This is a genomic window from Cellulosimicrobium sp. TH-20 (assembly GCF_002105775.1).
Taxonomy (GTDB): Bacteria; Actinomycetota; Actinomycetes; order Actinomycetales; family Cellulomonadaceae; genus Cellulosimicrobium; species Cellulosimicrobium funkei.
In genome coordinates this window covers 3,232,280-3,258,093 of the sequence record NZ_CP020857.1, presented here as the reverse complement: position 1 = coordinate 3,258,093, position 25,814 = coordinate 3,232,280, and the positions used below count along the sequence as shown (strand labels likewise).

The 25,814-nt window shown below is 74.5% G+C and carries 24 protein-coding genes; 21 read left to right on the top strand and 3 right to left on the bottom strand.

All coding sequences use genetic code 11. The features are described 5' to 3' along the window. Positions 1-9: 9 nt before the first annotated feature. From ftsW to B8281_RS14420, 15 genes are all read left to right on the top strand, one after another. Positions 10-1,356, top strand: coding sequence for a putative lipid II flippase FtsW (gene ftsW / locus B8281_RS14490; protein ID WP_043657972.1), 1,347 nt, complete (start codon positions 10-12; stop codon positions 1,354-1,356). Positions 1,357-1,483: 127 nt separating this feature from the next. After that, complete coding sequence (murG, locus tag B8281_RS14485) at positions 1,484-2,632, top strand: undecaprenyldiphospho-muramoylpentapeptide beta-N-acetylglucosaminyltransferase (protein ID WP_157446641.1); 1,149 nt, start codon at positions 1,484-1,486, stop codon at positions 2,630-2,632. Beyond that, entirely contained in the window at positions 2,629-4,107 is a 1,479-nt protein-coding gene (murC, locus tag B8281_RS14480) for a UDP-N-acetylmuramate--L-alanine ligase (RefSeq protein WP_369824897.1), read from the top strand. Before murG ends, murC begins: the two co-directional genes overlap by 4 nt. Next, complete coding sequence (locus tag B8281_RS14475; protein WP_085388082.1) at positions 4,107-5,177, top strand: cell division protein FtsQ/DivIB; 1,071 nt, start codon at positions 4,107-4,109, stop codon at positions 5,175-5,177. Before murC ends, B8281_RS14475 begins: the two co-directional genes overlap by 1 nt. Positions 5,178-5,326: 149 nt before the next feature. Beyond that, on the top strand, positions 5,327-6,664 hold the full coding sequence (gene ftsZ / locus B8281_RS14470; protein WP_034652916.1) for a cell division protein FtsZ: 1,338 nt from the start codon (positions 5,327-5,329) through the stop codon (positions 6,662-6,664). A 34-nt stretch (positions 6,665-6,698) separates the two neighbouring features. Further along, complete coding sequence (locus tag B8281_RS14465; protein WP_232322580.1) at positions 6,699-7,505, top strand: polyphenol oxidase family protein; 807 nt, start codon at positions 6,699-6,701, stop codon at positions 7,503-7,505. A gap of 139 nt (positions 7,506-7,644) precedes the next feature. Continuing rightward, positions 7,645-8,130, top strand: a complete 486-nt coding sequence (locus B8281_RS14460; RefSeq protein ID WP_034652914.1) for a cell division protein SepF — start codon at positions 7,645-7,647, stop codon at positions 8,128-8,130. Between the two features lie 151 nt (positions 8,131-8,281). Beyond that, the gene (locus tag B8281_RS14455) at positions 8,282-8,572 is read left to right on the top strand and encodes a YggT family protein (RefSeq protein WP_021482710.1); all 291 of its coding nucleotides are present in this window, start codon (positions 8,282-8,284) and stop codon (positions 8,570-8,572) included. 226 nt (positions 8,573-8,798) lie between these two features. Further along, positions 8,799-9,473: a DivIVA domain-containing protein gene (locus tag B8281_RS14450; RefSeq protein ID WP_034652912.1), complete on the top strand. Its 675-nt coding sequence runs from the start codon at positions 8,799-8,801 to the stop codon at positions 9,471-9,473. Positions 9,474-9,611: 138 nt separating this feature from the next. Beyond that, positions 9,612-10,073, top strand: a complete 462-nt coding sequence (locus B8281_RS14445) for a TraR/DksA C4-type zinc finger protein (RefSeq protein ID WP_021482712.1) — start codon at positions 9,612-9,614, stop codon at positions 10,071-10,073. Positions 10,074-10,132: 59 nt separating this feature from the next. Further along, positions 10,133-10,819 (top strand): signal peptidase II, encoded by a 687-nt coding sequence (locus tag B8281_RS14440; protein WP_081600060.1) that lies wholly within the window; start codon positions 10,133-10,135, stop codon positions 10,817-10,819. Beyond that, the gene (locus tag B8281_RS14435; protein ID WP_043655591.1) at positions 10,816-11,745 is read left to right on the top strand and encodes an RluA family pseudouridine synthase; all 930 of its coding nucleotides are present in this window, start codon (positions 10,816-10,818) and stop codon (positions 11,743-11,745) included. Before B8281_RS14440 ends, B8281_RS14435 begins: the two co-directional genes overlap by 4 nt. Further along, the gene (locus B8281_RS14430; protein WP_051028218.1) at positions 11,742-12,263 is read left to right on the top strand and encodes a GNAT family N-acetyltransferase; all 522 of its coding nucleotides are present in this window, start codon (positions 11,742-11,744) and stop codon (positions 12,261-12,263) included. The genes B8281_RS14435 and B8281_RS14430 overlap by 4 nt, the downstream gene beginning before the upstream one ends. 98 nt (positions 12,264-12,361) lie before the next feature. Further along, a complete protein-coding gene (gene dnaE / locus B8281_RS14425) occupies positions 12,362-15,898 on the top strand; it encodes a DNA polymerase III subunit alpha (RefSeq protein WP_021481777.1) in 3,537 nt (1,178 codons plus the stop codon). A 197-nt stretch (positions 15,899-16,095) separates the two neighbouring features. Beyond that, entirely contained in the window at positions 16,096-16,500 is a 405-nt protein-coding gene (locus tag B8281_RS14420; protein ID WP_085388081.1) for a pyridoxamine 5'-phosphate oxidase family protein, read from the top strand. A 27-nt stretch (positions 16,501-16,527) separates the two neighbouring features. On the opposite strand, the gene B8281_RS14415 is transcribed toward B8281_RS14420, so the two are convergent. Continuing rightward, positions 16,528-16,764 carry an RNA-binding S4 domain-containing protein gene (locus B8281_RS14415; RefSeq protein ID WP_034652908.1) on the bottom strand — a complete coding sequence of 79 codons (237 nt, stop codon included), beginning with the start codon at positions 16,762-16,764 and terminating at the stop codon, positions 16,528-16,530. Positions 16,765-16,896: 132 nt separating this feature from the next. Here B8281_RS14415 and hisD point away from each other — a divergent pair, with 132 nt between their 5' ends. After that, a complete protein-coding gene (gene hisD, locus B8281_RS14410) occupies positions 16,897-18,222 on the top strand; it encodes a histidinol dehydrogenase (RefSeq protein WP_034652906.1) in 1,326 nt (441 codons plus the stop codon). Continuing rightward, positions 18,219-18,836, top strand: coding sequence for a GNAT family N-acetyltransferase (locus tag B8281_RS14405; RefSeq protein WP_051028219.1), 618 nt, complete (start codon positions 18,219-18,221; stop codon positions 18,834-18,836). The genes hisD and B8281_RS14405 overlap by 4 nt, the downstream gene beginning before the upstream one ends. Positions 18,837-18,863: 27 nt before the next feature. On the opposite strand, the gene B8281_RS14400 is transcribed toward B8281_RS14405, so the two are convergent. Together B8281_RS14400 and adhP are read right to left on the bottom strand one after the other, a co-directional pair. Beyond that, a complete protein-coding gene (locus B8281_RS14400) occupies positions 18,864-21,131 on the bottom strand; it encodes a RecQ family ATP-dependent DNA helicase (RefSeq protein WP_043655610.1) in 2,268 nt (755 codons plus the stop codon). A 365-nt stretch (positions 21,132-21,496) separates the two neighbouring features. After that, positions 21,497-22,519, bottom strand: a complete 1,023-nt coding sequence (gene adhP, locus B8281_RS14395) for an alcohol dehydrogenase AdhP (RefSeq protein WP_051028484.1) — start codon at positions 22,517-22,519, stop codon at positions 21,497-21,499. A gap of 293 nt (positions 22,520-22,812) precedes the next feature. Here adhP and B8281_RS14390 point away from each other — a divergent pair, with 293 nt between their 5' ends. Genes B8281_RS14390 through hisH form a run of 4 tightly spaced genes read left to right on the top strand, consistent with a single transcriptional unit; the run spans position 22,813 to position 25,752 of the window. After that, positions 22,813-23,976, top strand: a complete 1,164-nt coding sequence (locus B8281_RS14390; RefSeq protein ID WP_085388080.1) for a histidinol-phosphate transaminase — start codon at positions 22,813-22,815, stop codon at positions 23,974-23,976. Continuing rightward, a complete protein-coding gene (gene hisB / locus B8281_RS14385) occupies positions 23,973-24,572 on the top strand; it encodes an imidazoleglycerol-phosphate dehydratase HisB (protein ID WP_021482124.1) in 600 nt (199 codons plus the stop codon). The genes B8281_RS14390 and hisB overlap by 4 nt, the downstream gene beginning before the upstream one ends. Further along, positions 24,569-25,081, top strand: a complete 513-nt coding sequence (locus tag B8281_RS14380; protein ID WP_034654090.1) for a hypothetical protein — start codon at positions 24,569-24,571, stop codon at positions 25,079-25,081. The genes hisB and B8281_RS14380 overlap by 4 nt, the downstream gene beginning before the upstream one ends. Next, positions 25,078-25,752 (top strand): imidazole glycerol phosphate synthase subunit HisH, encoded by a 675-nt coding sequence (gene hisH, locus B8281_RS14375; protein ID WP_085388079.1) that lies wholly within the window; start codon positions 25,078-25,080, stop codon positions 25,750-25,752. Before B8281_RS14380 ends, hisH begins: the two co-directional genes overlap by 4 nt. Positions 25,753-25,814 lie beyond the last annotated feature (62 nt).

Here is a 25,814-nt window from a genome sequence, read left to right as displayed (position 1 = left end):
GGGCAGCCCATGACCCAGACCGCGAACGGGCGAGGCGCGCCCTCGACGCGCACCGTCCCCCGGGCCGGCACGAGCCGGACGGTGCCGCGGGGCCGGGCGACGACCCGCGAGCCGCGACGCCCGCGGCCCGAGCCCGCCGAGCGCCCGTGGCTCGGCCAGTGGAACAGCACGGTGACGAGCTACTACCTGCTCGTCGGCGCGACGGCGCTGCTCGCGATCATCGGTCTCGTCATGGTGTTCTCCAGCTCGGCGGTCACGCAGATCGCCGCGGGCAAGTCACCCTTCGGGGCGTTCCTCGAGCAGGCGAAGTTCGCCCTCATGGGCCTGCCCGTCCTGCTCGTCGCCACGCGCGTGCCGGTCGACTGGTACAAGCGGCTCGCGTGGCCCGCGCTCCTCGTGGCGCTCGGGCTGCAGATGCTCGTGTTCACGCCGCTCGCGAAGAACGTCAACGGCAACACGGGCTGGATCGACCTGAAGCTCTTCACGTTCCAGCCGGCCGAGGTCGCGAAGCTCGCGCTCGCGCTGTGGCTCGGTGTCGTGCTCGGGCGCAAGCAGCGGATGCTCGGTCAGTGGCGGCACGTGCTGATCCCCGCGGTCCCCGTCGCGGTCGCGGTCGTGGGCCTCGTGCTCGCGGGTCACGACCTCGGCACGGCGCTCGTCGTCATGGCGATCATCGCGGGTGCGTTCTTCGTCTCGGGGGCCGACGGGCGCCTGCTCGCCCTCGGGGCGGGCGGTGCCGCGTTCGTCGTCGGGTACGTGTTCATCCTCAACCAGTCGGGCGGCGACCGGCTCTCGCGCATCATGGCGACGTACCGCGAGTGCACCGACACCCTCGGCGAGTGCTACCAGTCGATGCACGGCCTGTACGCGCTCGGCACGGGCGGGCTCACGGGCGTCGGCCTCGGGGCGAGCCGCGAGAAGTGGTCGTACCTGCCGGAGGCGCACAACGACTTCATCTTCGCCGTGATCGGCGAGGAGCTCGGGCTGCTCGGCACGCTCCTGGTGCTGGGGCTGTTCGTCATCGTCGGCGTCGCCACGAGCCGGATCGTGCGTCGCCACCCCGACCCCTTCGTGAAGATCACGACGGCCGGGATCGCGTGCTGGATCGTCGGCCAGGCGTTCATCAACATCGGCGTCGTCATCGGGCTCCTGCCCGTGATCGGCGTCCCGCTGCCGCTCGTCTCGGCGGGCGGCTCCGCGCTCATCATGACGATGGCCGCGCTCGGCGTGCTCATCTCGTTCGCACGCTCGGAACCGGGCGCGGCCGAGGCGCTCGCCGCGCGGGGGAGCGTCGTGCGGCGCTCGCTCGCCGTCGTCGGCCGGGCGGCACGCCCCCGGCGCCGGACCGCGCGATGACCTCCCCGGCCGTCGCGGCCGCTCCGGCCGCGACGCCGGACCCGTGGGGCGCCCCGTGCCCCGCACGACAGACCTCCGCACGACGGACAGGACGCGGCACCTGCCGCAGGGAAGGACGACGAGGTACGTGACGACGATCGGTTCGGTGGTGCTCGCAGGCGGCGGGACGGCGGGGCACGTGAACCCGCTCCTCGCGGTGGCGGACGAGCTCCGGGTGCGTGAGCCCGGCGTGGTGGTGACCGCGCTCGGGGTCGCGGGCGGCCTCGAGGACGACCTGGTCCCCGCCCGGGGCTACCCGCTGCGGCACGTGCCGCGCGTCCCGCTCCCGCGCCGCCCCAGCGCGGAGTGGGTCAACCTCCCGGGACGCCTCAAGTCCGCCGTGGACGCGGCGGGCGCCGTCATCGACGAGACCGGCGCGCGCGTCGTCGTCGGCTTCGGGGGCTACGTCTCCACGCCCGCGTACCTCGCCGCGCGCCGTCGCGACGTCCCGGTCGTGATCCACGAGCAGAACGCGCGCCCCGGCCTGGCGAACCGCCTCGGTGCCCGGTGGGCCGTGCGCGTCGGCGTGACGTTCGAGGGCACGCCGCTCAAGGGCGGCGTCGTCACCGGGCTGCCGCTGCGCCGCGAGATCCAGGACCTCGTGGCCGCGCGGGCGGCGGACGCCGCCGGGGTGCGCGCGGACGCCGCGGCGCGCCTCGGCCTCGACCCCCGCGCGCGCACGCTCGTGGTCACCGGCGGCTCGCTGGGGGCGCAGAGCCTCAACGAGGCGGTCTCCGGTGCCGCCGGCGCGCTCCTCGGGGCGGGCACGCAGATCCTCCACCTGACGGGCAAGGGCAAGGACGGCGCGGTGCGCGAGGCGGCGGCCGGTGCCGTCGCGGGCCACCCCGGCGCGCGCTACGACGTGCGCGAGTACCTCGCCGAGATGCAGCTCGCGCTCGCGGTCGCGGACCTCGTCGTGTGCCGCGCGGGCGCGGGCACGGTGGGCGAGCTCGCGGCGCTGGGCATCCCGGCCGTCTACGTGCCGCTGCCCATCGGCAACGGGGAGCAGCGGCTCAACGCCGGCCCCGTCGTCGCGGCGGGTGGCGGCCTGCTCGTCGACGACGCGCAGCTCGACGCGGCGTGGGTCGCGCGCGAGGTCCCGGCGCTGCTCGGTGACCCGGGCCGGCTCGACGCGATGGCCGCGGCCGCCGCGGGTGCGGGCGTGCGCGACGGCGCCGCGCGGGTCGCGGACCTCGTCGCCGAGGCCGTCGCGGGTGCGTCGGGGGCACGGGCGTGACGGCGGCGTCGAGCGAGGGCCCGCTCGCGCTCGAGGCGCTCGGCACGGTCCACCTCGTCGGCGTCGGCGGGGCGGGCATGTCCGTCGTCGCCCGTCTCCTCGCCGCGCACGGCGTCCCCGTCCAGGGCTCGGACGCGCGCGAGGGCGACGCGCTCGCCGCGCTGCGCTCCGACGGCGTCCGCGTGTGGGTGGGGCACGACGCCGCGCACGTCGCCGGCGCGGACACCGTCGTGGTGTCGAGCGCGGTGCGCGAGACGAACCCCGAGCTCGCGGCGGCGCGCGCGGCCGGGCTGCGCGTGCTGCACCGCTCGCAGGCGCTGGCCTCGCTCATGGCGCGCGGCCGGTCCGTCGCCGTGGCGGGCGCGCACGGCAAGACCACGACGTCCGCGATGATCGCGACCGTCCTGCGCGGCGCGGGCCTCGACCCGTCGTTCGCGATCGGCGGCACGGTGCTCACCGAGGACGGCCCCGTCGCGGGCGGCCACCTCGGGTCGGACGTCCTCGTCGCCGAGGCCGACGAGTCGGACGGGTCGTTCCTCAACTACGCGCCCGACGTCGCCGTCGTCACCAACGTGGAGCCGGACCACCTCGACCACTACGGGTCGCGTGCCGCGTTCGAGCAGGCGTTCGTCGACTTCGCCGCGCGGATCGTCCCGGGCGGGACGCTCGTCGCGTGCGCCGACGACGCGGGGGCGCGCGCTCTCGCGTCGTCCCACGCCCGGGCCGGGGGAGCGGTGGTCACGTACGGCACGTCCGCGGACGCCGACGTGCGCGTCGCGGACGTGGCCCCCACCGACGAGGTGGGCCGACCCGGGGTGCGGGCGTCGCTCACCGGAACGGTCGGTGCGGCGCGCCTCGACGGGCTCGAGCTGCTGCTGCGCGTGCCGGGGCACCACAACGCGCTCAACGCGACCGCGGCCGTCGTGACGGCGGTCGTGCTCGGCGTCGACCCGGCGGCGGCGGTCGCGGCCGCGCACGGCTTCCTCGGCACCGGCCGCCGTTTCGAGGCCCGCGGCGAGGCGGGCGGCGTGCGCGTCGTCGACGACTACGCGCACCACCCGACCGAGGTGGCCGCGCTGCTCGCCGCCGCCCGGCCCGTCGCGGCCGGTGGCCGGGTGCTCGTGCTGTTCCAGCCGCACCTGTTCTCGCGCACCGCGACGTTCGCGCGCGAGTTCGCGCAGGCGCTCGCCGGAGCGGACGAGGTCGTGGTCACGGGCGTCTACGCGGCGCGCGAGGAGCCGGACCCGGCCGTGAGCGCGCGCACGATCACCGACCTGGTCGACGCTCCCGGCGTGGTCGTCGACGCGGTCGAGGACCGCGTCGAGGCGGCCCACCGCGTCGCGGACGCCGCCCGCCCGGGAGACCTCGTGCTCACCGTCGGGGCGGGCGACGTCACGGAGCTGGGCTCCGTCGTCCTCGAGCGCCTCCGCGCGCGTCGCGACGGTGCCCCGGCGCCCGGAGGAGGCGAGGCCTGATGCGTCCGCCGCCCCAGCCTCGTCCCGCCGCGCCGCGGCCGGGCCGGTCGGGCGCGGGCGAGCGGGCCGGACGGTCCGCGGCCCCGGGCCCCGCAAAGCAGGCCCCGAGCTCCGCGAAGCCGGCCCCGCCCCCGGGCGCGCGCCGGGCGCCGGTCGAGGACACGCCGACGCGACCGGTGCGCCGCGTCGCGGCGCCGGGCTCCGAGCTCGTGCGCTCGTCGGGCGGCCGACCCGGCACCGGTCGTCCTCCGGCCGCGCGCGGTGGCGGCAGCCGGGGCGCGGGCCCGACGACGTCGGTCCCGCGCGGCGCGTCGGCCGCCCCGATCGGGGTCGTCTCGCACGGCATGGCCGAGCGGCTCGCCGAGCGCGACGCGATGCGCCGCCACCGCGTGCGCACGCGCGTCCTCGGCTGGGTCGCGGGGCTCCTCGTCGTCGCCGGTCTCGCGTGGGTGGCGTTCTTCTCGCCCGTGCTCGGCCTCGACCTCGACGAGGTCACGGTCTCCGGCGAGGGCACGGTGATCGACCCGCAGCAGGTGCGCGACGTCGTCGCCGCCGCGGACGGCGTGCCGCTGCCGCGGCTCGACACGGTCGCGCTGCGCGAGCAGGTGCTCGACCTCAACGGCGTGCGCGACGTCGAGATCCGGCGTGCGTGGCCCTCGGGGCTCTCCGTGCTCCTCGAGTCGCGCGAGCCCGTCGTGGCGGTGCCCGTGGACGACGGCTTCGCGCTGCTCGACGCCGACGGTGTCCGCGTGCGTACCGACCCGGTGGTGCCCGAGGGGCTGCCGGAGATCGACGCGCCGCTCGACGACCAGGGAGCGCGGGCGCTCGACGCCGCGCTCGTGCTGCTCAACGCGCTCCCGGCGGACCTCCACGCGCAGGTCGCGGAGGTCTCGGCGCCGACGCGAGACGCGGTCCGCATGATGCTGCGGGACGGGGTCGTCGTCGAGTGGGGGAGCTCCGAGGAGGCGGCGCTGAAGGTGCGCGTCCTGCAGACGCTTCGGGCCGTCCCGGAGAACGCGGGGGTCACCGTGTACGACGTCTCGGCCCCGCGGCTCCCGGTGACGCGGTGAATGCGCGCGTGGCGATCCCCGACACGCGCGAGACGGTCGTTGATGATGGGCACGTCGACACCTACGGTCGACCCATGAACGACCTGACATAACTATAACCCTCTACTTGAGGGTGAAGGTTCAGGGCTGACCGATCGAGAGGCATTGACGTGGCAACTCCGCAGAACTACCTAGCAGTGATCAAGGTGGTCGGCATCGGCGGTGGGGGCGTGAACGCCGTCAACCGGATGATCGAGGTCGGCCTCAAGGGTGTCGAGTTCATCGCCATCAACACGGACGCGCAGGCGCTCCTCATGTCCGACGCGGACGTCAAGCTCGACGTCGGCCGCGAGCTCACGCGCGGTCTCGGCGCCGGCGCCGACCCGGAGGTCGGCAAGAAGGCGGCCGAGGACCACGCCGAGGAGATCGAGGACGTGCTGCGCGGCGCGGACATGGTCTTCGTCACGGCGGGCGAGGGCGGCGGCACCGGCACGGGCGGCGCACCGGTCGTCGCCCGCATCGCGCGCTCGCTCGGCGCGCTGACCGTCGGCGTCGTGACGCGGCCCTTCACGTTCGAGGGCCGCCGCCGCTCGGTCCAGGCGGACCAGGGCATCGAGAACCTGCGCAACGAGGTCGACACCCTCATCGTCATCCCGAACGACCGCCTCCTGTCGATGTCGGACCGCAACGTCAGCGCGCTGCAGGCGTTCCACCAGGCCGACCAGGTGCTGCTTTCCGGTGTCCAGGGCATCACCGACCTCATCACGACCCCCGGTCTCATCAACCTCGACTTCGCGGACGTCAAGTCCGTCATGCAGGGTGCGGGCAGCGCCCTCATGGGCATCGGCAACGCGCGGGGCGACGACCGCGCGGTGCAGGCCGCCGAGATGGCGATCTCGTCGCCGCTCCTCGAGGCGAGCATCGACGGCGCCCACGGCGTGCTGCTCTCCATCCAGGGTGGTTCCGACCTCGGCCTGTTCGAGATCAACGAGGCGGCGCGTCTGGTCCACGAGGCCGCGCACACCGAGGCGAACATCATCTTCGGCGCCGTGATCGACGACGCGCTGGGCGACGAGGTCCGTGTCACCGTCATCGCGGCCGGCTTCGACGGCGGTGCCCCGCAGGTGCGGGGCGACGCGCGGGCGCTCGGCCAGGTGGCAGGTGCCCAGCGCCCCGCGACGAGCGCGATCCCGGTCGTGCCCGCCGCGCGGGCCGTGCCGCCGGCACCGACGACGGGTGCGCACACGCTGCCGCGGCCGGTCGTGCCGATCCAGCCGGAGGCCGACGACGTGCCCGTCACGCTCGACGGCGGTCAGGGCCCGGTGCCGGTGCAGCCGGTCGCCCCCGCCCCGTTCACCGTGGTCGGTTCCGGCGACGCCGGGAACCACAACGCGGAGGCCGTGCCGGGCGGGCAGAACGAGGGCGTCGACGTGCCCCCGCGGATCTTCGACGAGGAGCCCCCGCGCCGCAAGGTCGAGGAGCTCGACGTGCCCGACTTCCTCAAGTGACGGTGCGCGACCGCGTGGCGCGGTGCGGGGCCGCGTGAGCGCCGGGGCCGTGCAGGACGGGAGGGGCGGTGCCGACGGCGCCGCCCCTCCCGTCGTGCTCGAGGTGGACCTCGGGCCGGGGGTGCGCGCCGGCTTCACGACGCGCGACGGCGGGCTCTCGCCGGCGCCGTGGGACACGCTCAACCTCGGGCTGAACGTGACCGACGACGCCGATCGGGTGCGCGCCAACCGTGCGCGCGCGGCCGCGTGGCTCGGCGTCCCGGCGTCCTTCGCGACGCAGGTGCACGGCACCCGCGTCGCGACGGTGGAGCCTGTGCCGCGCGGTGCGGACCCCGTCGACACGGTGGGGGAGGCGGACGCCCTCGTCGCCCCGTCCCGCGGCGCGGGCCTGGGCGTCCTCGTGGCCGACTGCGTGCCCGTCCTCCTCGCGGACGCCGAGGCGGGCGTCGTCGGCGTCGCGCACGCCGGGCGCCGCGGCCTCGCGCACGGGGTGGTCGACGCGGCGCTGGGCGCCCTGGTCGCCGCCGGTGCGCGGGTCGACCGGGTGCGGGCCGCCGTCGGGCCGAGCGCGTGCGGGCGGTGCTACGAGGTGCCCGCGTGGATGCGCGACGACGTCGCGCTCGCGCGTCCGGCCACGTGGTCGACGACGTCCTGGGGGACGCCGGCGCTCGACCTGCCCGCCGGGGTCGTCGCGGACCTCGTCGCGGCGGGCGTGGCGGACGTCGTGCGCGTCCCGGCGTGCACGATCGAGGACGAGCGGTTCTTCTCGCACCGTCGGGCGGCGCGTCGTGGCACGACGACCGGCCGGTTCGCCGGGCTCGTGACGCTCACCGGCACCTGAGCGGGCTCGGTCCGACCTCCGCACGAGGTTGCGCACGCCGGGCGTGTCGTCCGGGGCTCGCCGCGCACCCTCGGTTAGCGTGAACGCACCGGTCCGACGGCCGGTGGACCGAGGATCGATCGAGGACGGAGCAAGGCCCATGGCGGGAGCGCTGCGCAAGACCATGCTGTATCTGGGCCTCGCTGATGATCGCGGCGAGGACGAGCAGGACGAGTACGTCGACGAGCTCGACGAGACGGGGGCGGACGTGGCGCACGACTACCAGGCACCGGTGACGCCGCTGCACCGCGCGCTCGGGCCGCGCGAGGTGCCGCAGACGAGCATGTCGGCGGCCGAGCTGCGGCGGATCACGACGGTGCACCCGCGGTCGTACAACGACGCGCGCGTGATCGGCGAGGCGTTCCGCGGCGGCACCCCCGTGATCATGAACCTCTCGGACATGGACGACGCGGACGCGAAGCGCCTCGTCGACTTCTCCGCGGGCCTCATCTTCGGGCTGCACGGGGCCATCGAGCGCGTCACCAACAAGGTGTTCCTGCTCTCGCCCGAGCACGTCGAGATCACCGGCGAGGAGCAGGCCGCCGCGCCGGCCCCCGGTCGCGCGGGCTTCTACAACCAGAGCTGAGCGTGCGCGCGGCGCGGTGCACCCGCCGAGCACGCGCCGCACGCACGGAGGGACGGGCGCGGTGACGCGCCCGTCCCTCCTGCGCGTCCGCCCTGGGCGTAGCGCGTGTCCCCGGCGGGGCCGGGGGCGGTGCGTCTGGCACAGTTGACCCGTGATCTGGGACCTCATCACAGGCATCGTCGGATTCCTGCTCTGGCTCTACCTGCTGCTGCTCATCGGTCGGCTCGTGTTCGACTGGGTGCAGTTCTTCGCGCGCGACTGGAGGCCCCGGGGGGTCCTGCTGGTGCTCGCCGAGGTGATCTACTCGGCGACGGACCCGCCCCTGCGCGCGCTGCGCCGGCTCATCCCGCCGCTCTCGCTGGGTCAGGTGCGCCTCGACCTCGCGTTCATCATCCTGTTCTTCGCGGTGACGATCGCGGCGCAGATCGTGTCCTCGCTCTGAGACGCACGTCACCCGACCAGGGTGTCCGGACGGCCCGTACCGGGCCGCTACGTCCGGTTCGCCCCGACCCCCACCGCACGCCCGCGCACGCTGCACGCCGTCGGCACGGTTCCGACGGCGCGCGACGGCGCGGCTGCACCCGCCCCTGAGGGCAATGTCCGCTACTTTGGAGTCTGGTGATCGCGAGGTCGCCCGGACCGACACGCAAACGCTATGAGGTGAACCGATGGCACTGCTCACTGCAGAGGACATCCTGAACAAGAAGTTCTCGGCGACGAAGTTCCGCGAGGGCTACGACGTCGAAGAGGTCGACGACTTCTTGGACGAGGTGGTGAGGACCCTCAACTCCGTGCAGGAGGAGAACGAGGACCTCAAGTCGAAGCTCGCTGCGGCGGAGCGTCGTCTCGCCGAGCTCAGCCGGGCCGACGCGTCCAGCGCTGCGGTGCAGCCCCCCGTCGTCGAGACGCCGAAGGCGCCCGAGCCGGAGCCGGAGCCCGTGCGCCCCGCGCCGATCTCGCAGGCCGTCGTCACGAAGAACGCGGCGGAGCCCGAGTCGGCGACGGGCATGCTCCAGCTGGCCCAGAAGCTGCACGACGACTACGTGCGCTCCGGCCAGGAGGAGGGCGACCGCCTCATCGCGGAGGCCAAGGAGGAGGGCTCGCGCATCGTGCGCGAGGCCGAGGAGACCTCGCACCGTACGCTCTCGCAGCTCGAGCAGGAGCGTTCGCTCCTCGAGCGCAAGATCGACGAGCTGCGGATCTTCGAGCGCGACTACCGCACGCGTCTCAAGAGCTACCTGCAGAACCTGCTGGGCGACCTGGACAACCGGGGCAGCGCCCTCCCGCCGCGCAGCAACGTCGGCGGGGCGAGCCGCACGAGCGACCTGGCTCCCGGCATCTAGCACCTGCGTCGACCGTCCGGCAGCGGCCGGTACGCCACGCACCTGCGCCTTCTCTCCCGCCTCGGCGGACCGGCGTGGTGTGTTGTGCGTACCGGCCGCTGCGTCTACTCTCGCGTGACTCGAACTTGGAGGGGCGACATGACCAAGCTCACCACCGCGGCCCGTTCGGCCGTGCGCGACCGTTTCCCGAACCTCGCGAAGGACGTCAAGTCCTTCCCCGTGCGCGACGGGGAGGAGCCCTGGACCCTGCGGGAGGCCGAGGAGCTCGCCGCGGAGCTGCTGGCCGAGAAGGAGCGGCTGGAGGGGGAGCTCGCCGTCGCGGACGAGGAGCTGTCGAACCTCCTGCGACACTCCGGTGACGGTGCCGGCGACGACCAGGCAGACTCCGGGTCCAGCGCCCTCGAGCGCGAGCAGGAGCTGACGCTCGTCAACAACGTGCGCGACCTCCTCGCGCAGACGTCGCACGCGCTCGACCGCATCGCGGCCGGCACGTACGCGACGTGCGAGGAGACCGGGCTGCCGATCGGCAAGGCGCGCCTGCAGGCGTTCCCGCGCGCGAACCTCTCCGTCGAGGCCAAGCAGCGCGCCGAGCGGCGCTGAGCACCGGGCCGTCGCGGGGCCGCGTCGACCGGGGCGACGACGTGGCAGACTTGCCGCCGATGTCCACCTCTGCGCGCCCCGAGCCCACCGACCCCGCCGACGCCTCCCCGCAGGCGCCCGCCGACCCCTCCGCAGGAGCCGTCCGGCGCGGTCCGCGACGCGTCCTGGTCGTGTGGACCGTCGTCCTCGCCGTCCTCGTCCTCGTGCTCGACCAGCTCACCAAGTGGTGGGCGGAGTCGAGCCTCACGCTGGGCGACGACACGATCCCGCTCGTGGGGTCCCTGCTCGGCCTGCGGCTCATCTACAACCCGGGCGCGGCGCTCTCCATCGCGACGGGCATGACGTGGCTCCTGACCATCGTCGTGGTCGCGGTCGTGGTCGTCATCGTGCGCATGGTGAGCCGCATCGGCTCGCGCGCGTGGGCCGTCGCGCTGGGCCTCCTGCTGGGCGGCGCGCTCGGCAACCTCGTCGACCGCTTCTTCCGCGAGCCCGGCTTCGCGCGCGGGCACGTCGTCGACTTCATCGCCTACGCGAACTGGTTCGTGGGCAACGTCGCGGACATCGCGATCGTGGCCGCGGCCGTGATGATCGCCGTCCTGTCGGTGCTCGGCATCGGGCTGGACGGGACGCGCCACGGCGGCGACGACGCGGACCCCGGGACGAGCGCCGACGACGCCATCGAGCCGACGTCCGGGCCCGCACCCGAGCCGACCGCCACGCGGACCGACGACGAGGGGGCGCGGTGAGCCTCCGGTCGCTCCCGGTGCCCGACGGCCTCGCCGGCGAGCGGGTCGACGCCGGGCTGTCCCGGCTCCTCGGCCTCTCGCGGACGCGGGCCGCCGAGCTCGCCGCGGGCGGCGCCGTCCGCCTCGACGGACGCGAGGTCGGCAAGTCCGACCGGCTCGTCCCGGGCGGGTGGCTCGAGGTCGACGTGCCCGACGCCGCGCCCGCCGTCGAGGTCGTCGCGGAACCCGTGCCGGGCATGGGCATCGTGCACGACGACGACGACCTGGTGGTCGTCGACAAGCCCGTCGGCGTCGCGGCCCACCCGTCGCCGGGCTGGACGGGCCCGACCGTCGTCGGCGCCCTCGCGGCCGCGGGGTACCGGATCTCGACGTCGGGCGCCGCGGAGCGTCAGGGCATCGTGCACCGCCTCGACGCCGGGACGTCGGGGCTCATGGTCGTCGCGAAGAGCGAGGTCGCGTACACCGCGCTCAAGCGCGCCTTCAAGGAGCGCACGGTCGAGAAGGTCTACCACGCGCTCGTCCAGGGCCACCCCGAGCCCACGACCGGGACGATCGACGCGCCGATCGGGCGGCACCCCAGCGCGGACTGGAAGTTCGCCGTCACGGCGGAGGGCAAGCCCTCGGTCACGCACTACGAGGTCCTCGAGATGCTGCCCGCCGCGTCCCTCGTCGAGGTGCACCTCGAGACGGGACGCACGCACCAGATCCGGGTGCACTTCTCCGCGCTGCGGCACCCGTGCGTCGGCGACCTCACGTACGGTGCCGACCCGGTGCTGGCCTCGCGCGTGTCCCTGACGCGCCAGTGGCTGCACGCGATGCGCCTCGGGTTCGAGCACCCCACGACCGGGCAGTGGCTCGAGCTGACGAGCGAGTACCCGGACGACCTCGCGCACGCGCTCGAGGTGCTGCGCGGGGCGTACGCGTGACCGTCGCCGCCTCGGGGCCGGGCGACGCCCGGCTCGCCGTGGAGCGCGTGTCCGACGACGCCGGGCTGGCCGCGGCGCACGCGCTGCGGCTCGCGGTGTTCGTCGACGAGCAGGGCGTCCCGGTCGAGGAGGAGATCGACGACCTGGACACCGCGGAGACGACCACGCACGTGCTCGTGCGGGACCGCGAGCGGGGCGGGGAGGTCGTCGGCACGGGCCGGCTCCTCACGGACCCCGGGCGCCCGGGCGAGGTGCACGTCGGCCGGGTCGCGGTCGCCGCGGTCGCGCGCGGCACCGGCGCGGGCGCCACGGTGATGCGCGCGCTGGAGGGGGTCGCGCTCGCCGAGCACGCGGTCCCCGGACCGGACGGACGCCGCGCCGTGCGCGTGCTCCTCTCCGCCCAGGTCCAGGCGATCGGCTTCTACGAGCGGCTCGGGTACGCCGTGTCCGGGCCCGTCTACCTCGACGCGGGCATCGACCACCGCGACGCCGCCAAGACCCTGACGACCGACGCCTGACCCCTCTCGGCGGGGTGCCGCGGGTCGTCCGCGTGACGTGCCGCACGACCCGCCGCGACCTCGCGGGAGTGTCGGTGGGGCACGCCTAAGATCGGTGCATGCCCACCGCGACTGAGGACTTCGTCCACCTCCACGTCCACACCGAGTACTCGATGCTGGACGGCGCGGCCCGGATCGGGGACCTGTTCGACGAGGTCGAGCGCCTGGGGCAGAAGGCCATCGCGACGACGGACCACGGCTACGTGTTCGGGGCGTTCGAGTTCTGGTCGCGGGCGCAGGCGAAGGGCATCAAGCCGATCATCGGCGTCGAGGCGTACGTCACGCCGGGCACGAGCCGTTTCGACCAGACTCGCGTGCGGTTCGGGCAGCAGGGGCAGGAGTCGGACGACGTCTCGGCGCGCGGTGCGTACACGCACATGACGCTGCTCGCGAAGGACAACGAGGGTCTGCACAACCTGTTCCGGGCGTCGTCGCTCGCGTCGCTCGAGGGGCAGATGGGCAAGTGGCCGCGCATGGACCGCGACCTCCTCCAGCGCTACGGCAAGGGCCTCGTCGCGACGAGCGGGTGCCCGTCGGGCGAGATCCAGACGCGCCTGCGCCTCGGCCAGTGGGACGAGGCGGTGCGGACGGCGGGCGAGCTCCAGGACATCTTCGGCCGCGAGAACTTCTTCGTCGAGCTCATGGACCACGGGATCGACATCGAGACGCGGGTCACGAAGGACCTCCTGCGCCTCGCGGAGACCATCGGCGCGCGCCTCGTCGCGACGAACGACCTCCACTACGTGCGCGAGGAGGACGCCTCCAGCCAGGAGGCGCTGCTCGCGATCAACTCCGGCTCGACGCTCGACGACCCGGACAGGTTCAAGTTCGACGGCACCGGCTACTACGTGAAGTCGGCGGCCGAGATGCGCCGGGTCTTCGCGGAGCTCCCCGAGGCGTGCGACAACACGCTGCTCATCGCCGAGCAGTGCGAGGTGTCGTTCAACACGAAGGCGAACTACATGCCGCGGTTCCCCGTCCCCGAGGGCGAGGACGAGACGAGCTGGTTCGTCAAGGAGGTGGAGCGCGGGCTGCACCGCCGGTACCCGAACGGCATCCCGGACGCGGCGCGCAAGCAGGCGCAGTACGAGACCGAGGTCATCATCCAGATGGGCTTCCCGGGGTACTTCCTCGTGGTCGCCGACTTCATCAACTGGGCCAAGGACCAGGGCATCCGCGTCGGCCCGGGCCGTGGTTCGGCGGCGGGCTCCATGGCCTCCTACCTCATGGGCATCACCGAGCTCGACCCGCTGGAGCACGGGCTGATCTTCGAGCGGTTCCTCAACCCCGAGCGTGTGTCGATGCCCGACGTCGACGTCGACTTCGACGAGCGTCGGCGCGGGGAGGTCATCCGGTACGTCACGGAGAAGTACGGCGACGACCGCGTCGCCCAGATCGTCACCTACGGCACCATCAAGGCCAAGCAGGCGCTCAAGGACTCGGCGCGGCTCCTCGGCTTCCCCTTCGCGATGGGGGAGAAGCTCACCAAGGCGATGCCGCCGGCCGTGATGGGCAAGGACATCCCCCTGTCGGGGATCTTCGACCCCAAGCACGAGCGGTACTCCGAGGCGGCGGAGTTCCGCCAGCTCCACGACACCGACCCGGAGGCGCAGCGCGTCGTCGAGCTCGCGCGGGGTATCGAGGGGCTGAAGCGGCAGTGGGGCGTGCACGCGGCGGGCGTCATCATGTCGAGCGACCCGCTCATCGACATCATCCCGATCATGCGCCGTCCTCAGGACGGCGCGGTCATCACGCAGTTCGACTACCCGACGTCCGAGGGCCTCGGCCTCATCAAGATGGACTTCCTCGGGCTGCGGAACCTCACGATCCTCGACGACGCGCTCGAGAACATCGAGATGAACGGCAAGGAGCCGATCGAGATCGAGTCGCTCACGCTCGACGACAAGGCGTCGTACGAGCTGCTCGCGCGCGGTGACACGCTCGGCGTGTTCCAGCTCGACGGCGGCCCCATGCGCGCGCTCCTGCGCCAGATGAAGCCGGACAAGTTCGACGACCTCTCGGCCGTCATCGCGCTGTACCGCCCGGGCCCGATGGGCATGAACTCGCACACGAACTACGCGCTGCGCAAGAACGGGCTGCAGAAGATCGAGCCCATCCACCCGGAGCTCGAGCAGCCCCTCGCGGAGATCCTCGACGAGACCTACGGCCTCATCGTCTACCAGGAGCAGGTCCAGAGGGCCGCGCAGATCCTTGCCGGGTACTCGCTCGGACAGGCCGACCTGCTGCGGCGCGCGATGGGCAAGAAGAAGAAGGAGATCCTCGACAAGGAGTTCGTGCCGTTCCAGGCGGGCTGTCGGGAGCGCGGGTACTCCGACGCCGCGATCCAGGCGGTCTGGGACACGCTGGTCCCGTTCGCGGGCTACGCCTTCAACAAGGCGCACTCCGCCGGGTACGGCCTCGTGGCGTACTGGACGGCGTTCCTCAAGGCGAACTACCCGACGGAGTACATGGCGGCGCTCCTGCAGAGCGTGCGCGACGACAAGGACAAGCTGGCCCTCTACCTCAACGAGTGCCGGCGCATGCACATCACCGTGCTCCCGCCGGACGTGAACGACTCGGCGGCGAAGTTCACCGCGGTGGGCGGCGACATCCGCTTCGGTCTTACGGGCGTGCGCAACGTCGGCGCGAACGTCGTCGACGCGATCATCCGCACGCGCGAGGAGAAGGGCGCGTTCACGTCGTTCACCGACTTCCTCGACAAGGTACCGGCTGTGGTGTGCAACAAGCGCACCATCGAGTCGCTCATCAAGGCAGGCGCGTTCGACTCGCTCGGCCACGCGCGGCGCGCCCTGCTCGTCGTGCACGAGCAGGCCGTCGACTCGGTCATCAGCGTCAAGCGCAAGGAGGCTGAGGGGCAGTTCGACCTCTTCGCCGACTTCGGGGGAGCGGACGCCGAGGACGGCATGTCGTTCTCCGTCGACGTGCCGGACCTCCCGGACTGGGACAAGAAGCAGCGCCTCGCGTTCGAGCGCGAGATGCTCGGCCTGTACGTGTCCGACCACCCGCTGTCCGGTCTCGAGCACGTGCTGACGCGTGCGGCGGACACCGGGATCGCGAACCTCCTCGCCGACGAGGGCCGGCCCGACGGCTCCACCGTGACGATCGCCGGCCTCGTGACGTCGCTCCAGCGCAAGATGAGCAAGAACGGCAACCCGTGGGCCGCGGTGACCATCGAGGACCTCGAGGGCGCCGTCGAGGTCATGTTCTTCGGCGAGACGTATCTCGCGTACTCGACCGTCCTCGCCGAGGACCAGGTCGTGGTCCTGCGCGGGCGCGTGCGTCGGCGCGACGACACGATGCAGCTCCAGGCGATGGAGGTCTCGCTCCCGGACATCACCGTGGGCGCCGAGTCGCCGCTCGCCGTGAAGGTCTCGCACACGCGCTGCGTCGAGCCGATCATCCTGCGCCTGCGCGAGGTCCTCGCGACGCACCCCGGCTCGGCCGAGGTGCACGTCCAGGTCCTCGAGCCCGGCAAGACCACGGTCGTCCGCGCGGGCGACGGGTTGCGGGTCGAGAAGTCGCCGGCGCTGTTCGGCGACCTCAAGGCGCTGCTCGGGCCGTCCTGCCTGCTCTGACACGCCGACGCCGCCGGTCCGGCACTGCGCACGGTCCCGCCGAGCAGACGGTGCCACGGCCCGGGCGGTGCCGTCCTGCCCGCGGTGCGGCGCACCCAGGACGACGCACCCGCGGCGGCTCGTCGTCGGCGTCGTGTGACGACCGGCACGAGACGGCTCCGGCCGGTGCCGGGCGGGCCGCGCCTAGACTCGCGAGCGTGATCCGACTCAACCCCGAGCAGCGTGTCTTCGTCACCGAGCGGCACCTGGCCACGCTCACGACCCTGCGCGAGGACGGGAGCCCGCACGTCGTCCCGGTGGCGTTCACCTGGGACCCGGACGCGGGCGTCGTGCGGATCACGACGAACCGCGGGTCGGTGAAGGCGCGCAACGCCCGCCGGGCCGGCCCGGACGGGGCACACCCGCGCGCCGCGGTGTGCCAGGTCGACGGCGGGCGGTGGCTCACGCTCGAGGGGACGATCGAGGTCGTCGAGGACGCGGACGAGGTGGCGGACGCCGTCGCGCGCTACGCCCGCCGCTACCGCCCGCTGACGCCCAAGCCGGAGCGCGTGGTGCTGCGCCTCACGCCGGACAAGGTGATGGCCTCGACGTACATGGCCTGACCTCGCCCGACGAGTCGTACCCGCCGCTCAGGCGACGGTCGCGCTCTCCCCGCCCTGCGGCCGGTCCACCGTGACGACGTCGCCGCGGTGCAGCTGGCGGCCTCGGCGCGTGTCCACCTCGCCGTTCACGCGCACCTCGCCCTCGGTGACGAGCTCGCGCGCCTCCGCGCCGGACTCGGCGAGCCCGGCGAGCTTGAGGAACTGGCCGAGGCGGATGACGTCGTCGGAGATCTCGACCGGGCGGGCGTCGTCGGAGGCGTTCATGACGCCATTCTCCCCGGCGCCGCGTGCCGCGACGACACGACTCCCGACGAGAACGCGCCGGCGCGAGCCGCCAGGACGACCGGTGGGCGAAACGCGCTCGTCGCGGACCTCCCGGGCTCCTAGACTCGTCGCATGATCTCCCGCATCGATCTCCGAGGGCGTTCCCTGTCCGCACGCGAGCTCGCCGAGGCCCTGCCGCGCGCAGAGGTCGGCGTGGAGGACGCGGCGCATCGGGTCGCGCCGATCCTCGAGGCGGTGCGGACGCGCGGGGCCGAGGCCCTGCGCGAGTACGCCGAGCGCTTCGACGGTGTGCGGCCGGAGCACCTGCGGGTCCCGGCCGACGAGATCGCCGCGGCGCTCGCGGCGCTCGACCCGCAGGTCCGGGCAGGGCTCGAGGAGTCGATCCGCCGGGTCCGGCTCGTGCACGCGGCGCAGCGCCCGCAGGACTTCACGGTCCAGGTCGCGCCGGGCGCCCAGGTCCGCCAGCGGTGGGTGCCCGTGCGCCGCGTCGGGCTCTATGCCCCCGGTGGCCTGGCCGTCTACCCGTCGTCCGTCGTGATGAACGTCGTCGCGGCGCAGGAGGCGGGCGTGCCGAGCCTCGCCGTCGCGTCGCCGCCGCAGCGGGACAGCGGCGGCCTGCCGCACCCGACGATCCTCGCCGCGTGCGCGCTGCTCGGCGTCGACGAGGTGTACGCCGTCGGCGGGGCGCAGGCGGTCGCGATGTTCGCGTACGGCGCGGCCGGCAGCGAGCCGCAGGACGGCGACGTGCTGTGCGAGCCGGTCGACGTGGTGACGGGCCCCGGCAACGTCTTCGTCGCGGCGGCCAAGCGGCTCGTGCGAGGCGTCGTGGGTATCGACGCGGAGGCGGGCCCCACCGAGATCGCAGTCCTCGCCGACGCCTCGGCGGACCCGGGGCACGTCGCGGCCGACCTCATCAGCCAGGCGGAGCACGACCCGCTGGCCGCCGCGGTGCTCGTCACCCCGTCGGTCGAGCTCGCCGCCGCGGTCGAGGCGCGCCTCGCGGACCTCGTGACCGCGACGAAGCACGCGCAGCGCGTCGCGCAGTCGCTCGCGGGCCCGCAGTCCGCGATCGTGCTCGTCGACGACCTCGAGCACGGGCTGCAGGTGGTGGACGCCTACGGCGCGGAGCACCTGGAGATCCAGGCCGCGGGGGCGGCCGAGCTCGCCGAGCGCGTCACGAGCGCGGGGGCGATCTTCGTCGGGCCCTGGTCGCCGGTCTCGCTCGGCGACTACATGGCCGGCTCGAACCACGTCCTGCCGACGGGCGGCTGCGCGCACTTCTCCAGCGGGCTCGGCGTGCACAGCTACGTCAAGGCCGTCCAGGTGGTCGAGTACGACCGCGACGCCCTCGAGGACCTCGCGGACCGGATCGTCGCCGTGGCGAACGACGAGGACCTCCCGGCGCACGGCGAGGCGGTGCGGGCGCGGTTCCTGTGACCGCCGGTCGGTCCGGCGCGCCGCACGACGGCGGCCCGCACGACCAAGCACGGCGGCACGACGGCGGCCCGCACGACGAGGCCCCGCACGGCGGCGCCTCGCGCGACCAGGCACCGCTCGCCGGCGCTCCGCACGGCGTCTCCGCGCGGGACGCCGTCGTGCGGGTGCGGCGTGCCGTCCCGCGCGACGCGGCCGACCTCGTGTCGTTGCGTGTGCACCTCATGCGCGCGATGGGCGAGCCCGGCGCGGAGGACCCGACGTGGCAGGGCCGGGCGCGCGCGTGGTTCGCCGCGGGTCTGGGGACTCCCGACGTCGTCGCGTTCGTCGTCGACGCACCGGGACGCCTCGCGGCGTGCGCGCTCGTCGAGCTGCACCGGTCCGCGCCGTCGGCGCGCAACCCGCGCGGCACGACGGCGCACCTGTCGAACGTCTGCACGCACCCGGCCGACCGCGGCCGGGGGTTCGGGCGCGCGTGCGTCGGAGCGGCGCTCGACTGGGCCCGCACGGCGGGCGCGGACTCCGTGTCCCTGCACGCGACGCCGGAGGGCGAGCCGCTCTACCGCTCGCTCGGCTTCGTGGACACGACGTACACCGAGCTGCGCCTGCGCTGGTGACGCGGCCCGGTGTCTGGCGCGTCCGCGTCAGCGCACCCCGAGCACGAACGGGTGCACCGCCGCCGCCCCGGCGCGGCGCAGCAGGCGCGCCGCGACCGTGAGGGTCCAGCCCGACTCGGTGTAGTCGTCGACGAGCAGCACGCGGCGACCGGCGAGACCCGCGCGCGCCGCGTCCGACAGCTCGAGCTGGAGGCGGCCCGCGACGCCCGCGAGGCGCGTCGCGGAGTTCACGTCGTGCCGGCCCGGCTCCTCGCGGCCCGGGGCCGGCCCGACCGCGCCGATGAGCGGCTTGCCGAGGTAGCTCGCGAGCCCGTTCGCCAGGTGGAACGTGAGCCGCGGACGCGTCGCGGAGCGGACCGCGACGACGCCGTCCACGAGGAGCCGCCGCTCGGCCGGCGCGGTGCCGTCGGGGGTGTCGTCGTCGGCCCCGGTCCCCAGGTCCGGCTGCGGGGCGGACTCGTAGAGCTCCGCCCAGTCGTCGAGGACGCGCGCGGCGGCGCGCCGGAGCGCGACGGGGGTGTCGCCGTCGGGCGTCGTGGCCGCGAAGAGCTCGCGCAGCGGCGCGGACCAGCCGAGCCCGTCGAGGCGCGCGACCGCGCGCCCGGTCTCCGCGAGCTCGTCCGCACCCAGGCGCCCGCGCAGGTCGAGCCCCAGGCGGTCCATACCGCTCGGCCACTGCCGACGGGCCACGACCTCGACGCCGGGGCGGTCCATGTCGGCGCGCGCGGCGGCGACGGCCTCCGCGTCGGGGAGCGCGGGCAGCGTCACGCCGCCGCACGTGTCGCAACGGCCGCACCGCCACCCGTCCTCGAGCTCCGGGTCGTCGAGCGCGGCGCGCAGGAACGCCATGCGGCACCCGTCGGTGGCCTCGTAGTCGAGCATCGCCTGCTGCTCGGCCGAGCGCGTGGCGTCGACGCGCGCATAGCGCTCGGCGTCGTACGTCCAGGGCTCGCCCGTCGCCTCCCAGCCGCCCTTGACGCGCCGGACCGCGCCGTCGACGTCGAGCACCTTGAGCATGCCCTCGAGGCGTGACCGCTTGAGGTCGACCTGCGTCTCGAGCTGCGCGACGGACTGCGTGCCGCCCGCGCCGAGGGCGTCGAGGGTCGCCCGCACCTGGTCCTGGGGCGGGAACGCGGTGGACGCGAACCACTCCCAGATGCGGCGGTCCTCCTCGCCCGGCAGGAGCACCACGACGGCCGAGTCCACGCCACGGCCCGCGCGCCCGACCTGCTGGTAGTACGCGATGGGCGAGCTCGGCGCCCCGAGGTGGACGACGAAGGCCAGGTCCGGCTTGTCGAAGCCCATCCCGAGCGCGGAGGTCGCGACGAGCGCCTTGACACGGTTCTCCTTGAGGTCCTCCTCGAGCCGCTCGCGCTCGGCGGGGTCCGTCTGGCCCGTGTACGACGCCACGGCGAGACCGGCGGCGCGGAGCTGGCTCGCGACCTGCTCGGCGGCGGAGACGGTGAGGCAGTACACGATCCCCGAGCCGTCGACGTCCTGGAGCGCCTCGACGAGCCACGCGACGCGCGTCGGCTGGTCGGGCAGGCGCAGCACGGCGAGGTGCAGCGACTCGCGGTCCAGGCCGCCGCGCAGGACCAGGACGTCCTCGTGGGCCGCACCGCCCGCGGCGTCGCCGACGGCCCCGCCCGCGGCGTGCGCCGCCGTGACGCCGAGCTGCTCCGCGACGTCGGCGGTCACGCGCTCGTTCGCCGTCGCGGTCGTCGCGAGCACCGGGATGCCGGGCGGCAGGTCGGCGAGCAGGGTGCGGATGCGCCGGTAGTCCGGCCGGAAGTCGTGGCCCCAGTCCGAGATGCAGTGCGCCTCGTCGATGACGACGAGGCCCGCGTCGGCCGCGAGCCGGGGGAGGACCTCGTCGCGGAAGCCGGGGTTGTTGAGCCGCTCCGGCGAGCACAGGAGGACGTCCACCTCGCCGTCCGCGATCGCGCGGTGGACGTCGTCCCACTCGGTGACGTTCGCAGAGTTGATCGTCACCGCCTTGATCCCGGCGCGTGCGGCGGCCGAGATCTGGTCGCGCATGAGCGCGAGGAGCGGGGACACGATCACCGTCGGGCCGGCGCCGCGGTCCCGCAGCAGCCGGGTCGCCACGAAGTACACGGCCGACTTGCCCCACCCGGTGCGCTGCACGACGAGCGCACGACGGCGGAACGCCACGAGCGCCTCGATCGCGCGCCACTGGTCCTCGCGCAGCGTCGCGTCGTCGCGCCCCACGAGGGCGCGCAGCGCGGTCTCGGCGTCCTCGCGCAGCGACTGCCCGTCGAGGAGGCCGCGCAGCATGGCGAGCTTGGCGCGCTTGGCGGCCTCGCCGCCGTCGGCCGCAGGAACGGGCGTGGGGTCGGGCGTGGGGTCGCCGCCCCGAGCGCCCGTGCCCGGGACCTCGCCGCCGGCCGTGCGCGCGGCGGGAGCCGCGCCGGCCGGTGCCTGCGGCGCCGCGCCCGCCCACGGGTCGCCGAACGGGTCGGCGGGCTCGTCGAGCGGCGGCTCGTCGGCCGGGTCGAAGGGCAGGTCGGCGTACGGGTCGGTGGGGCTCACCCGCACGATCGTAGGCGCACCCGCCGACCCTCGGGCCGTCGTGCACAGCCCCGGCCCGCGACCCGGTCGGGGTCACGGGCCGGGACGACGCGAGCGGCAGCGGCGCGACGTCAGGAGCGCATGTCCATGACGACGCGCCCGTCGATCCGGCCCTCCTCCATCTCGGCGAAGATCGCGTTGATGTCGTCGAGCGGACGCACGGTGTACGTCGGGCTGATCTTGCCGCGCGCGAAGAAGTCGAGCGCCTCCGCCATGTCCTTGCGCGTCCCGACGATCGACCCGCGCACGGTCAGGCCGAAGAGGACGGTCGTGAAGATGTCGAGCGGGAACTTCTCCGGCGGCAGGCCGACGAGCGAGACCGTGCCACCGCGGCGCAGCGCCCCCACGGCCTGCGGGAACGCGTGCGCGTTGACGGCGGTGACGAGCGCGCCGTGGACGCCGCCGCCCGTCTTCTCGCGGATCTCGGCCGCCGCGTCGGGCGACGTCGCCGCGTTCACCGTCACCTCCGCGCCGTGCTTGCGCGCGAGCGCGAGCTTCTCGTCGTCGACGTCCACCGCGGCGACGCGGCGGCCCATCGCGACCGCGTACTGCACCGCGATGTGCCCGAGGCCGCCGATCCCGGAGACCAGCACCCACTCGCCGGGCTGGGTGTCCGTGACCTTGAGCCCCTTGTAGACGGTGACGCCGGCGCACAGGATCGGCCCGACGGCGGAGAGGTCGACCCCGTCGGGGATCACCGGGCAGTACCGCGAGTCGACGAGCATGTACTGGCCGAACGAGCCGTCGACCGAGTAGCCGCCGTTCTTCTGCTGCGGGCACAGCGTCTCCCAGCCCGTCTCGCAGTACTCGCACTCGCCGCACGCGCTCCACAGCCAGGCGTTGCCGACCGTGTCGCCCACGCGCACGCGCGTGACCTGGTCGCCGACCGCGACGACCGTGCCGACGCCCTCGTGGCCCGGCACGAACGGGGGAGCGGGCTTGACCGGCCAGTCGCCGTGCGCGGCGTGCAGGTCCGTGTGGCACACGCCGGTGTAGTCGACCTTGACCAGGGCCTCGTGGGGCCCGGGCGACGGGACGTCGAGCTCCTCGACGACCAGCGGGTCGGTGAACGAGCGGACGACGGCGGCACGCATGGCGGACACGGGGATCACCTCGTTTTCTCGGGGAGAGGGCCAGGAGGACCCTGCCGACGGTCCTCCCTTCCCTCTCGACGCTACGCGCGCGACGCCGCTCCGGCGCCCCGGACGGCCGGACCGGCGACCGACGTCCGCCCAGGTCGGGACCTCCGCCTCTCGCCGGCGAGGCCGACCGTCCCGGCCGACCGCGCGCCGACCGGCCTGGGGGACCGCCGCGTGCCGGTCGTCCCGGGTGCCCGCGTGCCGGACGTCACGGGCGGCCGCGCGCCCACGCTTCGTAGACTGGGGGAGTGACCCCACCCTCCGTCGCGGGACGACCCCTGCTCCCGCTGCGCCCCGAGCTCGCCGGCGTCGAGCCGTACGGTGCGCCGCAGCTCGACGTCCCGGTCCTGCTCAACGTCAACGAGAACCCGCACGCGCCGAGCGAGGCCGTCGTCGCGACCATCACGCGCGCGGTGCACGACGCCGCCACCGGGCTGAACCGCTACCCCGACCGCGACTTCCTCGGCCTGCGCACCGACCTCGCCGCCTACCTCGGGACGGAGGCGGGCGTCGTGCTGGGGGCGGAGCAGCTCTGGGCGGCGAACGGCTCGAACGAGATCATGCTCCACGTGCTGCAGGCCTTCGGCGGCCCGGGGCGCACGGCCGTCTCCTTCGCGCCGACGTACTCGATGTACCCGGAGTACGCGCGCGACACGCACACGGCCTGGGTCGTCGGGCGCCGCGCGGAGGACTTCACGCTCGACCCGGAGCACGCCCGCGAGGTGATCGCGCGCGAGCAGCCGTCCGTCGTCCTGCTCGCGAGCCCGAACAACCCGACCGGCACGGCGCTGCCTGCCGCGACCGTCGAGGCGGTGTGCGAGGCGGCGCTCGCGGTGCGCGTCCCGCTCCCCGGCGGGCAGGAGGCGCCCGCCGTCGTCGTCGTCGACGAGGCGTACGGCGAGTTCCGGCGCGCCGGGACGCCGTCGGCGCTCGAGCTGCTCGAGCGCTACCCGAACCTCGCGGTGACGCGCACGATGTCCAAGGCGTTCGCGCTCGCGGGCGCCCGCGTCGGGTACCTCGCGGCGTCGCGCGAGCTCGTCGACGCGCTGCGCGTCGTGCGCCTGCCGTACCACCTGTCGGCCGTGACGCAGGCGGTCGCGCGCGCGGCCCTCGCGCACTCGGGCGAGCTGCTCGCGCAGGTCTCCGCGCTGCGCGAGCGCCGCGACGAGACCGTCGCGTGGCTGCGCTCGCTGCGGCACCCGGACGGTCGTCCGGTCGAGGTCGCGGAGTCCGACGCCAACTTCGTCCTGTTCGGCACGTTCGCGGACCGGCACGCGGTCTGGGCGGCGTTGTTGGAGCGGGGCGTGCTCATCCGGGAGACTGGTCCCGACGGCTGGCTGCGGGTGTCGATCGGCACCGGCGACGAGATGAGGGCCTTCCGTCAGGCCCTCGTGGAGGTGGCAGGACTGTGAAGCGCACCGCGCGCATCGAGCGCGCGACGTCCGAGTCGAGCGTGCTCGTCGAGCTCGACCTCGACGGGACCGGACGGACCGAGATCTCGACGACCGTCCCGTTCTACGACCACATGCTCACGGCGCTGGGCAAGCACTCGCTCATCGACCTCAAGGTCGTCGCGACGGGGGACACCCACATCGACGCGCACCACACGGTGGAGGACGTCGCGATCACGATCGGCGAGGCGCTGCGCGTCGCGCTCGGCGACAAGGTGGGCATCGGGCGCTTCGGCGACGCGACGGTCCCGCTGGACGAGGCCCTCGCGCTCGCCGTCGTCGACGTGTCCGGGCGGCCGTACCTCGTGCACTCGGGCGAGCCGGAGGGGCAGGAGTACCACCTCATCGGCGGGCACTTCACGGGGTCACTCACGCGGCACGTGCTCGAGTCGATCGCCCACCACGCGGGCATCTGCATCCACGTGCGCGTCCTCGCGGGCCGCGACCCGCACCACATCGTCGAGGCGCAGTTCAAGGCGCTCGCCCGGGCGCTGCGCGCCGCCGTCGCGCCGGACCCGCGCGTCGAGGGCGTCCCGTCCACGAAGGGAGCCCTGTGAGCACGCACGACGACGACGCGCTGGACGGCGTCGAGATCCCCGACGACCTCTCGTCGCTGACGGCCTCGGCGGTCCCCGACCTCGTGGCGCTCATCACGCAGATCGCGGGCGCGGAGCCGCTCGCGGCGGCGTGCTCGCTCGCGCAGGTCGAGGCGGACGTCGTGCCGACCGACGTCGGTGCCGTGGCGGTGCTGCGCGACCCCGCGGGCGACGCACCCGCGCACGCGGCCGCCGCCCTGACGACCCTCGTCAAGGGCGTGCCGCTCGTGCTCGTCGAGCGCAGCGGCGAGCAGCTCACGATGACGCGCTGGGCGGACGGCGTGCAGGGCGACACCCTCGCGCCGGGCCTCGTGCTCGGCGGTGCGCCCGAGTCGCTCGAGGACCTGCTCACCGGCACGACGACGCTCGCCGACCAGGACGGCGTCGTGGCGAGCTCGTCGATCTCCCGCTGGAAGGCGATGCGCCTGCTCACGTCGGCGGCGCGGCGCGCACGGAAGGACGGCGCATGACCGAGCCCACCGCGGCGGCGTCTACCGCCCGCCGCCCGTCCGTCGTCGTGCTCGACTACGGGTTCGGCAACGTCCGCTCGGCCGTGCGCGCGCTCGAGCGCGTCGGCGCGGACGTCGAGCTGACGGCGGACCGGGCGCGCGCGCAGGACGCGGACGGGCTCGTCGTCCCGGGCGTCGGCGCGTTCGCCGCGGTCATGACCGGTCTGCGCGGCGTGCGGGGCGACGAGATCGTCGGTCGGCGGCTCGCCGGCGGGCGGCCCGTCCTCGGGATCTGCGTGGGCATGCAGGTCATGTTCGAGCAGGGCGACGAGCACGGGACGCTCACCGACGGTCTGGGGGAGTGGGCGGGCCTCGTCGACCGTCTGGAGGCCGACGTCGTGCCGCACATGGGCTGGGACACGGTCGACGTGCCCGAGGGCAGCGTGCTGTTCCGCGGGGTCGAGCGCGAGCGCTTCTACTTCGTGCACTCCTACGCGGCCCGGTCGTTCACGACCGGCCAGGACCTCCCGGCGGACTCGCCCGTCCGCCGACCGCTCGTCACGTGGTCCGAGCACGGTGGCCGCTTCGTCGCGGCCGTCGAGAACGGCCCGCTGTCCGCGACGCAGTTCCACCCCGAGAAGTCGGGCGACGCCGGCGCGACCCTGCTGGAGAACTGGGTCCGCTCGCTCTGACCGTCTGCGCACGCGGCACACGCCCGGCGCGCACCACCCGGCGCGAGCGACGCGCCACCGCC

Excerpts from the sequence above, each read along its gene's own strand:
- ftsW (WP_043657972.1), top strand. The coding sequence starts at position 10 with ATGACCCAGACCGCGAACGGGCGAGGCGCGCCCTCGACGCGCACCGTC.
- B8281_RS14475 (WP_085388082.1), top strand. The coding sequence starts at position 4,107 with ATGCGTCCGCCGCCCCAGCCTCGTCCCGCCGCGCCGCGGCCGGGCCGG.
- B8281_RS14460 (WP_034652914.1), top strand. The coding sequence starts at position 7,645 with ATGGCGGGAGCGCTGCGCAAGACCATGCTGTATCTGGGCCTCGCTGAT.
- B8281_RS14450 (WP_034652912.1), top strand. The coding sequence starts at position 8,799 with ATGGCACTGCTCACTGCAGAGGACATCCTGAACAAGAAGTTCTCGGCG.
- B8281_RS14445 (WP_021482712.1), top strand. The coding sequence starts at position 9,612 with ATGACCAAGCTCACCACCGCGGCCCGTTCGGCCGTGCGCGACCGTTTC.
- B8281_RS14440 (WP_081600060.1), top strand. The coding sequence starts at position 10,133 with ATGTCCACCTCTGCGCGCCCCGAGCCCACCGACCCCGCCGACGCCTCC.
- dnaE (WP_021481777.1), top strand. The coding sequence starts at position 12,362 with ATGCCCACCGCGACTGAGGACTTCGTCCACCTCCACGTCCACACCGAG.
- B8281_RS14415 (WP_034652908.1), bottom strand. The coding sequence starts at position 16,764 with ATGAACGCCTCCGACGACGCCCGCCCGGTCGAGATCTCCGACGACGTC.
- hisD (WP_034652906.1), top strand. The coding sequence starts at position 16,897 with ATGATCTCCCGCATCGATCTCCGAGGGCGTTCCCTGTCCGCACGCGAG.
- B8281_RS14400 (WP_043655610.1), bottom strand. The coding sequence starts at position 21,131 with ATGCTGCGCGGCCTCCTCGACGGGCAGTCGCTGCGCGAGGACGCCGAG.
- adhP (WP_051028484.1), bottom strand. The coding sequence starts at position 22,519 with ATGCGTGCCGCCGTCGTCCGCTCGTTCACCGACCCGCTGGTCGTCGAG.
- hisH (WP_085388079.1), top strand. The coding sequence starts at position 25,078 with ATGACCGAGCCCACCGCGGCGGCGTCTACCGCCCGCCGCCCGTCCGTC.